This window comes from Echinimonas agarilytica (genome assembly GCF_023703465.1).
Classification (GTDB): Bacteria; Pseudomonadota; Gammaproteobacteria; order Enterobacterales; family Neiellaceae; genus Echinimonas; species Echinimonas agarilytica.
This window is the reverse complement of record NZ_JAMQGP010000003.1, coordinates 484,468-498,717: the sequence shown is the minus strand read 5'-3', so window position 1 is coordinate 498,717 and position 14,250 is coordinate 484,468. Positions and strand designations below refer to the sequence as shown.

Here is a 14,250-nt window from a genome sequence, read left to right as displayed (position 1 = left end):
GACGAGATCAGCCACTGCATTTAACAAATAAATTCGATTTAAAAACAAATAATCACAAAGATTTAAAGTGTGATCGAACACTCATGATTTATTGGAAACCGGTTGCACGCCTAGCTTCAGCCTGTATGAGACTGAATCCAGATCACATTTATATACCGATGCAACACCTAGTCTGGTTCCCACAAAATTAGCGAGTTGCCACAGAAGCGACCGCAAAGGCTAAGCACGGGAGTTTGATCAACTCCTCATTTAAATTATTTTAAAAAAGGCTAGGTAACATGAAAATGAGACCCACTCAGGGAGCGCTTGTTTGCGCCTCAATACTTGCAACACTCACTCTATCCGGCTGCGGTGGCAGTAGTAATAACAATCCTTCGAGCGGTGATGACCTTGTGACAGTTGGTGAAAACCAAGTTGCAGTCTACTTCAATCAAAACACCGAAACCCCAGACTATGACGGATGGGGACTACACATCTGGAATGGTGATGACTGCCCCGACGGGTATAGCCAAGCTATGATCGACCGTGCAGATTCAAATTGGAACAACTGGGACGACCCTTTCCCCATTCAAGATGTCAACCAAACGTACGGTGCTTACTGGGTACTCGACATCAACCCAGATGCAAGCTGCGCTCACTTCATTATTCACAAAGGAAATGAGACTGGTACTGGCTCAGAAAATGGTATTCTTGATCTCGCTCAAGCCGACGGACACGTATTCACATTTCAAGGTTTCAGCGACATTCATTACAGTCCTATAGAGACCCCTCCAGTTGCTATTGCTGGTGCTTCTGCGCACATGACCGATGCCAATACGCTTCGTTGGAATGCTCCTGAGACAGCCACTCAAATTATGTTACTAGCTTCATCAGCAGGCGACATTGCACTCGAAGGCGGTGAAGTCGTCGGCACCTACAACAGCATTGAACTCAGTTCAGCCACGGCAGAGGACAACGCCCCAAATCATTTAAAAGACATTGCTGCATTGACCCACAATGCAACAAACGAAGAACTCAAAGCAGCGCTAAAAACTCAGTTAATAGTCGTTGCGATGAACGATGAAAACAAGCTGTTAGCCGCCACAAAAGTGCAAATACCATTGGCGCTGGATGCACTCTACACATCCGGAGACAATGACGCAGACGAAGCTGAACTCGGCTCAATGATTTCAGCAGCGAGCACGGTATTTTCGGTGTGGGCTCCGACCGCAACTCAAGTAAACGTTTTAGCATTTGATGCCGACAAAAATGCGCTTAGCGGTTCACCATTCGCACTCACAGAAGATCCTGACACAGGGATTTGGAGCGCAGACACAGACGTACCTGAATTTAGCTATTATCAATATGAAGTCAGTGTTTATCACCCAACCACGGGTAAGATGGAAACACTCATCACAACCGACCCATATTCATTAAGCTTATCGATGAATTCTGTTTACTCACAGGTTGTCGATTTAGAGCATACAAATCTTAAGCCCGCTGGCTGGGATAATCACTCTGTTCCACTCACCGCGCCTCAAGATATTGTGATTTATGAAAGTCATATTCGAGATTTTAGTGCATTCGATGCCACTGTGAGCGCCGAAAACCGCGGTAAATATTTAGCATTTACTGAAACCAATTCGACCTCCATGCAACACATCAAAGAACTTCGAGATGCAGGTCTTACGCACTTTCATTTAATGCCTGCATTTGATATCGCCACTATTAATGAAGATCCAGAACAACGAGTTGATATCAGCGACACTGTGGGCAAACTATGTGGCCTTAACTCAAATGCATCCGTGTGTTCTGAAGACAGCGACACCACACTCATTAGCTTGCTTGAGGCATGTGATTCAAGCACCCAATGTGCAGAAACCATTGTCGATGATATTCGTGGACTCGATAGCTTTAATTGGGGCTACGACCCATACCATTATGGCGCACCAGAAGGTAGCTACGCCAGTGATGCAGAAGGCACTACCCGCATTGTGGAGTTTCGTGAAATGGTGCAAAGCCTTCACGAACAAGATCTCAATGTGGTCATGGATGTTGTTTACAACCACACTAATGCATCAGGTATAAACGAAAAGTCTGTGCTCGATAAAGTCGTTCCCGGTTACTACCACCGTTTAAATGTTGATACCGGTTCAGTGGAACAGTCAACATGCTGCGACAATACAGCGACCGAGCATCGCATGATGGCCAAGCTCATGACCGACACGCTTGTGATTTGGGCTGAGCAATACAAAATTGATAGCTTCCGCTTCGACCTCATGGGCCACCAGCCATTAGAGGCGATGAAAGAATCACTTGAAGCTGTGCATGAAGTGAGCCCTCATAACTATTTCTACGGCGAAGGCTGGAACTACGGAGAAGTTGAAAACGACACTCGCTTCGTGCAGGCAACACAGCTCAACCTGAATGGCACCGGTATTGGTTCATTCTCAGACCGATTACGCGATGCTGTTCGTGGAGGTGGGCCATTCGACAGCGGCGATGGGATTCGCCAAAGCCAAGGTTTGGGCAATGGCTTATATACACTACCCAACAACTTAAATACGGCGGACGATGCCGAAAAAACGCAATGGTTAAAGCAGGCTGATATCGCACGTGTAGAGCTTTCAGGCAACCTAGCTGAGTTTGTTTTAGTGGATCGCAACGGCACTGCCAAGCGCGGTAAAGACGTTGACTACAATGGCCAACCTGCCGGCTATACGGCAAACCCGACGGAAGTACAGAGTTACGTATCCAAACACGATAACCAAACACTGTGGGACAACAATCAATATAAGTTGCCTACAGGTTTGAGTGCATTCGATCGTGCCCGTATGCAGAACTTATCGTTGAGCTTCCCTCTTCTGGGCCAAGGGATTCCATTCATCCATATGGGAGCCGACTTGTTGCGTTCAAAATCAATGGAGCGGGATAGCTACGACTCTGGCGATTGGTTCAACACCGTTGACTTTGATGGTATGAGCAACAATTGGGACAAGGGCTTACCACGTGACGATAAAGACGGTTCGAACTACGACCTTATCAAAACGATTATTGCTGATACTTCAACCGTTGCCAGCACCACTGAAATAGGCCTGACAACGGATGTGTTCCGAGAATATCTCGCCATTCGCAGTGGTTCCAAGCTCTTCGGGCTAGGCACAGGCGAAGCGGTCATGGCTCGAGTTGACTATCACAATACAGGTAGCGATCAAATTGCGGGGTTGATCGTTCAATCCATTGACGACGGTGTTAACGCCGGTGCAGATCTCGATCCAAACTACGATGCCATCGTTGTTATCTACAACTTAGATAGCGCAGAGCACACCGTGGATGTGCCTGCCAACTCTGAATTACATCCCATTCAACAAGCGTCTGCCGATGCTGACATTCGTACAATCGATGTCAGTGCAGGACAAGCGACCGTTCCAGCATTTACAACCGCCGTTATTGTGGTTCCGCAAAATAGTGTCCAAGGTGCAGGTATTCCAGTGTCAGCCAAAGACATGGGCGACATAGCTCCATTTGGAGACACTAAAGTCTACATTCGTGGTGATATGAATGGCTGGGATCCTGTCAATGAAGCGACATTTACCGGCAACGGTATTTATCAATCAACCATCGCTTTAGAGGCTGGAGACTATGCCTTTAAGTTTGCTGATGCGACTTGGGGCGATGTGAACTATGACTTTAGTGGCATTGAGCAAGGTTCGGACTCACTCGCACTGAGCGACAAAGATGGAAATATCCTTGTCACCATCGCAAATGCAGGGTTGTACACATTTAACGTAGATGCCAGTGATACCAGTCAATTGAAGTTGAACGTCGAAGCGTCTGCCGATACTCCTACATTTGGTGACACTGCAGTGTACATGCGTGGCAGTTTCGATAGTGGCTGGGCGGCATTAGAAGACTACAAATTCACCTATCAAGGATTAGGCATATATAACCTCACTGCTGCGCTAACAGCTGGCGATGTTAACTTCAAAATTGCTGACGATGCGTGGGGTGATGTGAACTATGGCCAAGACGATGGCGTGGTCACCGTTGATACCCCTATGACTTTGGAGTTCAACAAGGGAGATGTGCAGTTCAATGTTCCCACTGATGGCAATTATACGCTGACATTTGATGCCCTGAACCTGAGTTTGACTCTGTCAGAACAATAATTATTTAGTTTGCTCTTCCAACCTTTGCCCGGCATTCTGACTGAAATGCTGGGCTTTTTTGTGCCTGACATACAAGCTTTACAAGTCGTGATAAAATTGTGACAAGTCCGTGAATTGGTTGACACAGCTTGCTTCTAATCTGAGTAGCAAGTTAATCAGTCAATCATAATTAGGACGACACAATGAACATCAAACACGCACTCTTCGCAATCCCAATGTTGGCAGCTCCTGCTCTTTCTCAAGCGGCTACAGTCGACGTTACTATTACTAATTTAACGCAAGGCATTTACTTCACTCCTATCTTAGTCACCGCTCACAGTGGCGACACTCACTTATTTCAAGTCGGCCAAGCCGCATCACCAGAACTGCAAATGATGGCCGAAGGTGGCGACATTTCGGGTTTAGTGGGTATCGCGGACTCTATCTCTGCAGTGTCCGCGCAAAACCCAGCGGGCGGTTTACTCGCTCCAACTGAATACACCATGATGACCGATTGGGACACAGGCACTAACAATCAACTCAGCATCACTACCATGTTACTGCCAACAAATGATGGGTTTGTTGGGTTAGACGCATGGGATATTCCAACCGAAGCTGGCACCTACACCATTTATTTGAACGGATATGATGCGGGCACCGAAGCCAATGATGAAATCGTCAACGGTGGCGGAATGTCTGGCGTACCAGGCATTCCTGCAAACCCAGGAATGAACGGCGGCATGAATGCCACCGGCGTAATCAATACCGAAGTGAACAGCATGATTCACATTCACCCAGGTAATGTCGGCGATAGCGATGCGGATGGCGGAGTCAGTGATTTAGACAGCCGCATTCACCGCTGGTTAAACCCCGTAGCCAAAGTTGTAGTAACAGTTAAGTAAGGATGAGGTCATGAGAAAATCAACTCACACATTCAAAGTACTCAGTAGCTTAACGCTTGCTACCTTGCTCACTGCTTGCGGTAGTGACAATGACAATGACAATAATGACGAGCCAGAGACAGCGGATTTTGAAGTCACGATTGTCAATGCAACCGCGGCTCAACCTTTCTCTCCGCTCACGATTGGGCTTCACGATGCGGAAACATCGCTGTGGACATTTGGGGAAGAATCATCAGAAGCTCTAGAGCAAATGGCAGAAGGTGGTGATAACTCGGGCTTATTGGCCATGCTTGAAGGTGCGCACGCCAGTGCTTCAGGTGCAGGCATTATCATGCCCGGTTTGTCAGAAACCGTCATGTTGTCTTCAGAAGTCGATGAACCTATCTACTTTTCTGCCACCACTATGTTGGTCAATACCAATGATGCATTTGCAGGTGTAAACAGTGCAGACATATCAGCTCTAGCCGCAGGAGAAAGCATGACGTGGTCGCTTCATTTATACGACGCGGGCACCGAGGCAAACAGCGAGTTAGCGGGCTCAATCCCTGGCCCTGCTGATAGCGGTGAAGGTTTTAATGCAAATCGTGACGATGTAATGAATAAAATTTCCCGTCATCCCGGTCTAGTTACTCAGGCGGATGATCCTGATTCGGTTTTATTATCACAACATCGAGTCATTGGATCCGTGGCAACCCTGACAGTAACGCGCATGAATTGATCATTAGCGATGGGTGAACACGCTTTTGAATCGGTACATTTTTGTACCGATTCAAGCTCCGTCTAACTGCGTCATATTTTGAGACCAGCCAACGGGAGCAAGGCCATGTCATCGCGAATATTAGTCATTGAAGACGATCAGGATATTAATCAACTGATCAGCATGAACCTGTCAGACATGCAACATCATGTCGACACTTGTGAGCACGGAGAGCAGGGCCTTCAACGCGCAACCTGTGAACCCTATGATCTGATTGTGTTAGATCTCATGCTTCCGGGAATTGATGGTTTGGAAATTTGTCGGCGTTTAAGAGCCGAACAAGACGCAACTCCAATTTTAATGGTGACAGCCCGCGACTCTGAACTCGACCGTGTGATTGGCCTTGAAATGGGCGCAGATGATTACCTCACCAAGCCATTTAGTATTCGAGAACTACAAGCCCGAGTGAAAGCTATGCTTCGGCGCATGGAAATGATGACCCAAGCTCGCTCAGAGCCGCAAGAGTCTGTGATTCAGCACGGCGCGCTGAGCATTGATGTTGCCCGACGTCGCGTCACGCTTCATCAGCAATTTGTGGAGTTAACATCCACAGAATTCGACCTGTTGCTGCATATGGCGCGCGCACCAGGACTGGTATTTAGCCGCTCGCAATTGTTAGATCAAGTTTGGGGATACAAGCACAGTGGCTATGAGCATACTGTGAACTCCCATATCAATCGGTTACGAACCAAACTTGAACAAGACCCATCAAAACCCGAATACGTTCTAACCGTATGGGGTGTAGGATACAAATTTAGTGATGCGTAAGCTTATTAGTTCGTTTTATAGCAAACTCGCGCTGGCAGTATTGACCTGTTTCGTACTCATTGGCGCTCTGCTCCTGTTGCTGGCGACTCAAGTCTCCAGCGAATACCAAAAAGAAGTTGAGCAAAAGTTACACTTAGAGCTTGCAGAGCACCTAGTGTATGACAATCAACTGTTTCAGCAGGGTGACTTAAACCAAGCAGCCATTAAAAATGCATTCCATTCGATGATGATTCTGGGACCAAGTTTTGAGTTTTATATCTTAGCGCCAGACGGTAAGGTACTCACCTACTCCGCCGATCCATCTAAAATTAAGCGACAATACGTGAGCTTAACGCCGCTCAAGTCGTTTTTATCCGGTCAGCAAACCCTCCCCATTATTGGCGATGATCCGCGTGGTCAGAGCCGACAAAAGATATTCTCTGCCGCCGAGATCCGAGAAGACGGCGAACTCAGAGGCTATTTGTACATCATTATTGGTGGAGAGATTTACGACAGTGTGGTGAGCATTTTAAGAGACAGCCACATTATGACACTGGGAGTATGGGGCATATTACTCACGCTGGTGTTTAGTTCACTTATTGTGTTGATCATTTTTGCACTACTGACACGGCCACTGCGCCGCTTGTCGAACGATATCAGTTCTTTGCAGCAAAAAGGCTTTGATGAAGGTATTGCCATCGTATCGGACTGGCGACAAGACTCGCATGATGAAATTCAAAAATTAGGCAGTGCTTTCAATGATATGGCAGCAACACTGAACCGCCAGTATCAAAAAGTTCAAAGCACGGATCAACTTAGGCGTGAACTCGTTTCGTATGTCTCGCACGACTTAAGAACACCATTGTCTGCGCTGCAAGGCTACTTAGAAACTTGGCAACTCAAGCATGAACATTTAACCCCCGAAGACAGTGAGCATTTAATTCAAATTGCACTGGACAATGCGCATCGAACCAGTCAATTAGTTGAACAATTATTTGAACTCGCTCATTTAGACAGTGACAACGTGACTTTAAATACAGAACCCGTCGCCATTGCCGAATTAGTGCAAGACGTTATCCAGAAATTACAGCTCGCCGCCATTGAAAAACAGGTCTCTTTAACCGTGAGCCCAGAAGATCCGAGTCTGATGGCCAATGCTGACATTCAACGTATTGAGCGGGTATTCACCAACCTTATCGACAATGCCATTCGCCACTGCCAATCGGGCGACAGTATTACGGTCCATATTGATGCTAGAGACAATCATGGAAAGCTAGGAATACGCGTGACTGATACCGGCTGCGGCATCCCCGAAGATGAGATAGGACAAATTTTTGAACCTCATTTTCGAGCGAGCAATAGCTCCGACAATGGCCGCGTCCATAGTGGCTTGGGACTCGCCATTACAGAACGCATATTGGCGTTGCATAACAGTTTGATTGAGGTGTCTTCAAAGCCCACGCAGGGCACAGAGTTCCGGTTTCAATTAGCGTCAGTATAGGCATTTATTGCCATGCGCAGGTTTCAGCGCATGGCCAAAGGCAACTAGAGCTTAGGATTTGCCCCATAATCATTGGCGCCATCGTCACTGTCTTGGCAATAAAAGAAAATGAGAACAAGCATGCCCACTAATGGGATCAAACCGATCAGCTGCCACCAGCCGGTTCGGCCAGTATCATGCAGCCGTCGGGCTGAAATGCTAATAGACGGTACGAGTAATAAGAGTGTAAATATCGTCGATATTGTCATACCACCAATCATTTGATCGATGAGTGCTGCGACGATATAAAAAATCAAATAAAACAGTACGAACATCCAGTAAGATTTACGTCTTTCTCGCCCCGAAAAAACCGCAAATTTACGCAATGCATCCACAAAATAGTCCATTCACTTCATCCCTTTTAATAATTTTCGGGCTTAGTGTTTATTGAATTTTAATTCAATTCAATGAATTAAATCACGAATTGCGAGATTGTGTTGCGGAAATTAGTTGCTGGCGTTCTTGTTTCGATAGAAAAGCCATTTCAAGACCATTGTGTTGCAACTGAGTTATTTGCGAATCGGTTAGACCCAACTCATGCTTGGCAATACGGTACTCATGAGCAATATCAATTGCGCTCACACCCGGGTCGTCCGTATTCAAACCAATACAAATATCGGCTTCCAAAAATTGGCGCAGTGGATGCGTATCATAACTACTCACCGTGGACGTATGCAGATTACTGGTTGGGCAAGATTCAATTCCAATTCGATGTTGCGCCAGATATTCCATCAATGCAGGATCTTCTACTGATCTTACGCCATGCCCTATTCGACTGGCACCTAATGAACGCACTGCATGCCATACACTTTCCGCTCCGGCCGCCTCGCCTGCATGCACAGTTATACCCAACCCAGCATCTCGCACTTGTTTGAAGTGAGATTCAAACTGAGAGCTGGGAAAGCCGCGCTCGTCGCCCGCTAAATCTACCGCAACAAAATCATCTCGAAAATTCAAAATCGCTTCAAGTTCCTGCTGACATGCTTGCTGCCCAAAGCTACGCGACATAATCCCAATGACATTCACGTGAGCGCCAAAATCAGCTCGCCCAGCATCTACACCACTCATCACCGCAGCAACGACATCGTTGAGGTTAAGTTGATGTGTCATCGCCATGTAATATGGACTAAAGCGGAGTTCGGTGTAGTCCAAACCAGAGTTCACTGCATCTTCAACATTTTCGTAAGCCACTCGCTTCACGGCATCCAAATCGGCTAATACCGCCACCATCCAGTCAAGCTTTTTCAAAAAGCCCAACAAATCATTTTCTTTACCTTGAACCTGCACATACGGTGCCATCTCTTCAACGGTGTGTGCAGGCAATACAAGATCGTGTTGTGCCGCTAGCTCGACAATAGTGGACACACGAATATTGCCGTCTAGATGGCGGTGTAGGTCTACAACAGGGAGTCGTTGATTCATTGAATATAAGCCTAAGAAAAACATAACGATTGCAACACACAGAATTTATCACGTTGCAATGGAACCTGCTCATTTTGTTGGGCGTTATCATGCAAATGAAACAATAACACTTAAAGCCTCAACGATAGCCAAATGTTCCGTTCTCACAATTTGCCATCAACGTAAACTTGATGATGCCATTTCTTAACTGTTTGAAGTTACCAATTTAAGATGAAATTGACACTTATATTGTTACTAATGCTCTGCATTAGTTCCATCAACAACGCCATTGCCGAAACCTATCAAAACCCAGTGTTACCTGGCTTCCATCCTGATCCATCCATCACTCGCGTAGGTAATGACTACTACCTTGTGAATTCGTCATTTGAATGGTATCCAGGCGTCCCTATTTTTCACAGTACAGATCTGGTGAAATGGCAACAAATTGGGCACGTTCTCAATCGACCTTCACAGTTAAATATGATCAATAACCGTTCTTCATCGGGAGTGTGGGCGCCCACCATTCGGCATCACAATGGCAAGTATTATGTGATCGTGACCTGTAAACAATGTGGTAATAACTTCTACGTCGTATCGGACCAGCCTGAAGGCCCCTATTCCGACCCTATTTATTTAAAAACACCGAAAGGTATTGATCCCTCGTTGTTTTTTGATGACGATGGTAAAGTTTGGTTTAGCGCCAACCGTTTTCCAAAAGAACCTGACTATAAATCACAGCACATTATCTATACGCAACAAGTCGACCTAAACAAAGGCGTATTGTTTGGTCCACGTTACGATCTAACAGATGGCAAAGACTGTGGTGTTGTTGCCACTGAAGGCCCGCACCATTATAAAATTGATGACACCTACTACTTAATCACTGCCGAAGGCATGACATGGAACAACCATGCGGTATGTGTTTATTCAGCCCCAACTCCCCATGGCCCTTTTAAACTGCTCGAAAATAATCCAGCGCTCACGCACCGCGACAAACCGGAGCTCCCCATTCAACACACAGGTCATGCTGATTTAGTACAAACTCAATTTGGTGATTGGTGGGCGCTTGTTCTTGGCGTCAGAAAAATTGATGGTCACTACTACTTAGGCCGAGAAACCTTTTTAACTCCTGTGAAATGGCGCCATGGTACCCCTGTATTTAACCCTGAGTCAGAGCAACTTACGCTCACAGGCACAGCGCCCAAATTACCGACGAACAAAATCAGAGCCATACCCGACGTAGACAACTTTGCTCATATCCAACTTGCGCTGCACTGGAACTTCTTGAGAACACCACAAACTAACTGGTGGAGTTTGTTTCATCGCAAAGGCTGGTTAGAAATTGAGTTGCGGCCTAACACCTTAACGCAACCCACAAATCCATCTCTGATTGCAAGACGCTTTCAACACTTTGATTTTATCGCGGCCACTGAAATCGACTTTACCCCCAAAGTTGATGGTGAAGAGGCCGGTATTGCAGCAGTTCAAAATGACCGTTTTCAATATCGATTGGTGATCAAACAAACCGATTCAAAACAAGTACTTCAACTGATAAAAGTGTTCCATAAAGATCGCAAAGTAAAACAAGAAGTCATTGTGAAGCAAAAACCATACGAAGGCGAAAAAGTATTAGCATTTGAAGTTCATGGTTTAGACATTCAATTTAAAATTGGTACGTCTAAAACATCATTGAAGAATTTTGCTGATGTGCAAGACGCCAGTATTCTGTCATCGACTCGTTCCGGCGGGTTTACGGGCGCATTTACCGGCATGTACGCCAGCAGCAACGGTAAAATAAGTGATAACAAAGCCTACTTCAACTGGTTTGAATACCGCCCTTTAAGCAAACCATAATCCTAGTAATGGGCGGTGTACGCCGCCCATTCACCTGACTTTAAAACCTAATTAACAATTATTTCCATTCCGTTGACTTCGATCAACTCCCCTTCGTTAGCGCAGTTGCACAATCTGGTCAATAACTAAGCACAATGGATCTAATAATGAAAAAAACACTCATAGCAGCGTCAATAACATTATCGACACTCACATTTGGCCCATTAGCACTTGCACATGAAGCTGGAGATTGGATTGTACGAGGCGGTGTTATTCACGTTGAACCTGATGATGAATCAGGCAAAGTTGAAGTGACCGGATTAGGTAAAACAGGAATGGAAGTTTCCGTTGACGGAGATACCCAACTCGGACTTAACCTAGCCTATATGATCACCGACAATTGGGGCGTTGAGCTTCTGGCTGCTACGCCATTCACGCATGACGTAAGCCTCGAAAAGTCAGAACTTGGTTTGGGTGATGGTGCGCTTGGTGAAGTAAGTCATTTGCCGCCCACACTCATGGCTCAATATTACTTTGGAAATTCCAGCACTCAACTCCGCCCATACGTAGGTGCTGGTATTAATTACACTGTATTTTTCGATGAGTCGTTTAAGGGCTCGCGCAAAGAACAAGGCTTTAACTCTCTCGATCTAGATGGTTCATTTGGCTGGTCAGCACAAATTGGCTTGGATTACATGGTCGACGACAACTGGTTAATCAATGGCCAAGTTCGCTACATTGATATTAACACCGATGCCAACTTTAAAGTTGGTGATGCCAAATCAAAAGTTGAAATCGATATTGACCCTTGGGTCTATATGGTTGGCGTGGGTTATAAATTTTAATTCTCGCAACTCATCAAAAAAAGCCGCTTAAAGCGGCTTTTTTAATTGCGTCCCTCAACCTATTACATCGAACTACTCTGCTTTCTCTACATAAATTTGAAATGGTTCGACCGAACCGTCCATGTAAAAGTTATAGGTTCCCGACTCAGCTGGCGTAAATACAAAGTTTGAATACGATGACGAACAGCTCACAGGCACGCGTTTACCAAGGACAATCGTTTCATCTTCTTTGTTTTGATAACCACAATTAGCGCCTGCGCCCCACAACTGATCGGCAAATTTAAACCCATAGACAGAGCCGTCAGCGGTCACATCAATTGACGTCATATAGAGTCGGTCTGTGGATGTTTTTGTGAGTTTATGCTCAGGAACAGCATTCCAGCCATTGAAGTCACCACGAACGAACATGTAATCGCTCAATTCGCGAGGCGCGGAGTTGTCGGTACTTGCGCAGCCTGTTACGAGTGTTGCCGCCGCGACAGATGCAATAATGAGTGCTTTGAACATAGCCTTTTCCTTGTTTGTTTTAATATTGATATGCCTAAGGTGACTAGCCTAATCACCTTGCTCCTTATACGGAGTGTGATGAGTTTTTAACAAAAGCATTCGGTTGGAAGTTTGACACTATGCAAAGTTTTGAAATACTAAATTTTTATGGAACCGGTTCCTGATCCAAGGCTGTGATCTACCCTTCATAATTTAGCGGGTTTAGTTCAGCTCAAACTATACTTGAGTTTTTAAATAAGCCAGATCAGACGCCCTTCATAGCGCAAACGAAAATTGCCTAACTTTAGCAATGAGGTCACTCTAAAACAGCGAATAACCGGAGATTACGAATGAATCGACTTGTAACGGTATTAACTGTTTTAGTGAGTATGATGACACTAGCATCATGCTCCGCAGCAGCAGACTTTCAACAGAATCAAACTCAGCTTGAAACACACGCCCAACAATGGCGATCGCTAGAATACCAAGGCACACCATCTCCCCGACATGAAGCCGCATTTGTCGAATATCAGGGAAAATTTTATGCACTTGGCGGACGAAGAATACAGTCCGTAGATGTTTACGACCCTCAAACCAGTCAATGGCACCAAGGTACGCCTCCTCCTTTTCAGATTCATCATGTCCAACCGGTGATCTATCAAGACAAAATTGTATTTGCAGGAGCGATGACGGGCGGATATCCGACCGAGCCTCCTGTCAAGAACTTAATGTATTACCTCCCCCTTCAAGACCGCTGGGAAGTTGGCCCTGCAATTCCAACTAATCGATTACGAGGCGGCGCTGGCGCGGTCATTTTAGGCGACCAATTGTACCTCGTGTCTGGAATACAAAACGGTCATACTGACGGGCACGTTCCTTGGCTTGACCGATATGACTTTGTCAGTGACCAATGGACAGTACTGGCTGATGCTCCACGCTCCCGAGATCACTTTCAGGCTGCCTTCATCAATGGAAAAATTTATGCACTCGGGGGCCGACGCACGTCTAAAGCTACAGGCCAAGTATTTAGTCTGACAGTACCAGAAGTGGACGTTTATGATATTCAAAGCGACAATTGGAAAACGTTGCCTCGTCATCAAAACATCCCAACTCCTAGAGCAGGAAGCATGAGTCTTACCGTTGAGCCCTACATCGTTGTTGTGGGTGGTGAAACGCAACGCGCAACGCCGGCTCATAATGAGGTTGAAGCATTCAACGTGCGCACGGAGCAGTGGTATTCGTGGCCAAATTTGGTTGAAGGACGACACGGTTCGGGCGTGATCTTACACCAAGGCAAACTTTGGACCGGTTTAGGCTCTGGCGCTCGCGGTGGAAAACCGGAGCTGACCACGTTAGAAGCTTTGGAATTGCCAGCTATCCCCTTAGATTAAATAAGAGCGTCACTGTGTTAGTTTGATAGTCAACCCCTGTTGGCTATCAATACTCCCACTCACTTTCTTCCGCTATCACTCACCCCACTCTTTTGAGTGAGTTTCAGCCGTATTGCAATACCAAAGGTGGTTGAAAGAAATGGCTATTTAAAGCTGTTTGAGATCTTCATCACACTTCCAAAAAAGACGATAACTATTTGTTTTTATTTTACTTTTTAACT

11 protein-coding genes are annotated in these 14,250 nt (G+C 45.9%); 8 read left to right on the top strand and 3 right to left on the bottom strand.

The annotated features are described in order from the left end of the window. Positions 1–278: 278 nt before the first annotated feature. The 5 genes from pulA (at position 279) to NAF29_RS09425 (ending at position 8,034) form a co-directional block, all read left to right on the top strand. Positions 279–4,148 (top strand): pullulanase-type alpha-1,6-glucosidase, encoded by a 3,870-nt coding sequence (gene pulA / locus NAF29_RS09445; RefSeq protein WP_251261301.1) that lies wholly within the window; start codon positions 279–281, stop codon positions 4,146–4,148. A 182-nt stretch (positions 4,149–4,330) separates the two neighbouring features. Further along, on the top strand, positions 4,331–5,029 hold the full coding sequence (locus NAF29_RS09440) for a spondin domain-containing protein (RefSeq protein ID WP_251261300.1): 699 nt from the start codon (positions 4,331–4,333) through the stop codon (positions 5,027–5,029). A 10-nt stretch (positions 5,030–5,039) separates the two neighbouring features. After that, positions 5,040–5,747: a spondin domain-containing protein gene (locus NAF29_RS09435; protein WP_251261299.1), complete on the top strand. Its 708-nt coding sequence runs from the start codon at positions 5,040–5,042 to the stop codon at positions 5,745–5,747. Positions 5,748–5,852: 105 nt separating this feature from the next. Next, the gene (locus NAF29_RS09430; RefSeq protein ID WP_251261298.1) at positions 5,853–6,554 is read left to right on the top strand and encodes a response regulator transcription factor; all 702 of its coding nucleotides are present in this window, start codon (positions 5,853–5,855) and stop codon (positions 6,552–6,554) included. After that, entirely contained in the window at positions 6,547–8,034 is a 1,488-nt protein-coding gene (locus NAF29_RS09425; RefSeq protein ID WP_251261297.1) for a HAMP domain-containing sensor histidine kinase, read from the top strand. The genes NAF29_RS09430 and NAF29_RS09425 overlap by 8 nt, the downstream gene beginning before the upstream one ends. 44 nt (positions 8,035–8,078) lie before the next feature. Here the strand turns inward: NAF29_RS09425 and NAF29_RS09420 are convergent, their stop codons facing one another. Together NAF29_RS09420 and add are read right to left on the bottom strand one after the other, a co-directional pair. Beyond that, positions 8,079–8,420 carry a DUF805 domain-containing protein gene (locus NAF29_RS09420; RefSeq protein ID WP_251261296.1) on the bottom strand — a complete coding sequence of 114 codons (342 nt, stop codon included), beginning with the start codon at positions 8,418–8,420 and terminating at the stop codon, positions 8,079–8,081. 70 nt (positions 8,421–8,490) lie between these two features. Next, positions 8,491–9,495 (bottom strand): adenosine deaminase, encoded by a 1,005-nt coding sequence (add, locus tag NAF29_RS09415; protein ID WP_251261295.1) that lies wholly within the window; start codon positions 9,493–9,495, stop codon positions 8,491–8,493. Positions 9,496–9,705: 210 nt separating this feature from the next. Here add and NAF29_RS09410 point away from each other — a divergent pair, with 210 nt between their 5' ends. Together NAF29_RS09410 and NAF29_RS09405 are read left to right on the top strand one after the other, a co-directional pair. Continuing rightward, on the top strand, positions 9,706–11,328 hold the full coding sequence (locus NAF29_RS09410; protein WP_251261294.1) for a glycoside hydrolase family 43 protein: 1,623 nt from the start codon (positions 9,706–9,708) through the stop codon (positions 11,326–11,328). Positions 11,329–11,474: 146 nt separating this feature from the next. Next, positions 11,475–12,152: an OmpW family outer membrane protein gene (locus tag NAF29_RS09405; protein ID WP_251261293.1), complete on the top strand. Its 678-nt coding sequence runs from the start codon at positions 11,475–11,477 to the stop codon at positions 12,150–12,152. A gap of 72 nt (positions 12,153–12,224) precedes the next feature. Here NAF29_RS09405 and NAF29_RS09400 read toward each other — a convergent pair whose 3' ends face one another. Then, positions 12,225–12,659, bottom strand: a complete 435-nt coding sequence (locus tag NAF29_RS09400; protein ID WP_251261292.1) for an early set domain-containing protein — start codon at positions 12,657–12,659, stop codon at positions 12,225–12,227. A 329-nt stretch (positions 12,660–12,988) separates the two neighbouring features. Here NAF29_RS09400 and NAF29_RS09395 point away from each other — a divergent pair, with 329 nt between their 5' ends. Then, on the top strand, positions 12,989–14,029 hold the full coding sequence (locus NAF29_RS09395; RefSeq protein ID WP_251261291.1) for a Kelch repeat-containing protein: 1,041 nt from the start codon (positions 12,989–12,991) through the stop codon (positions 14,027–14,029). Positions 14,030–14,250: the final 221 nt, after the last annotated feature.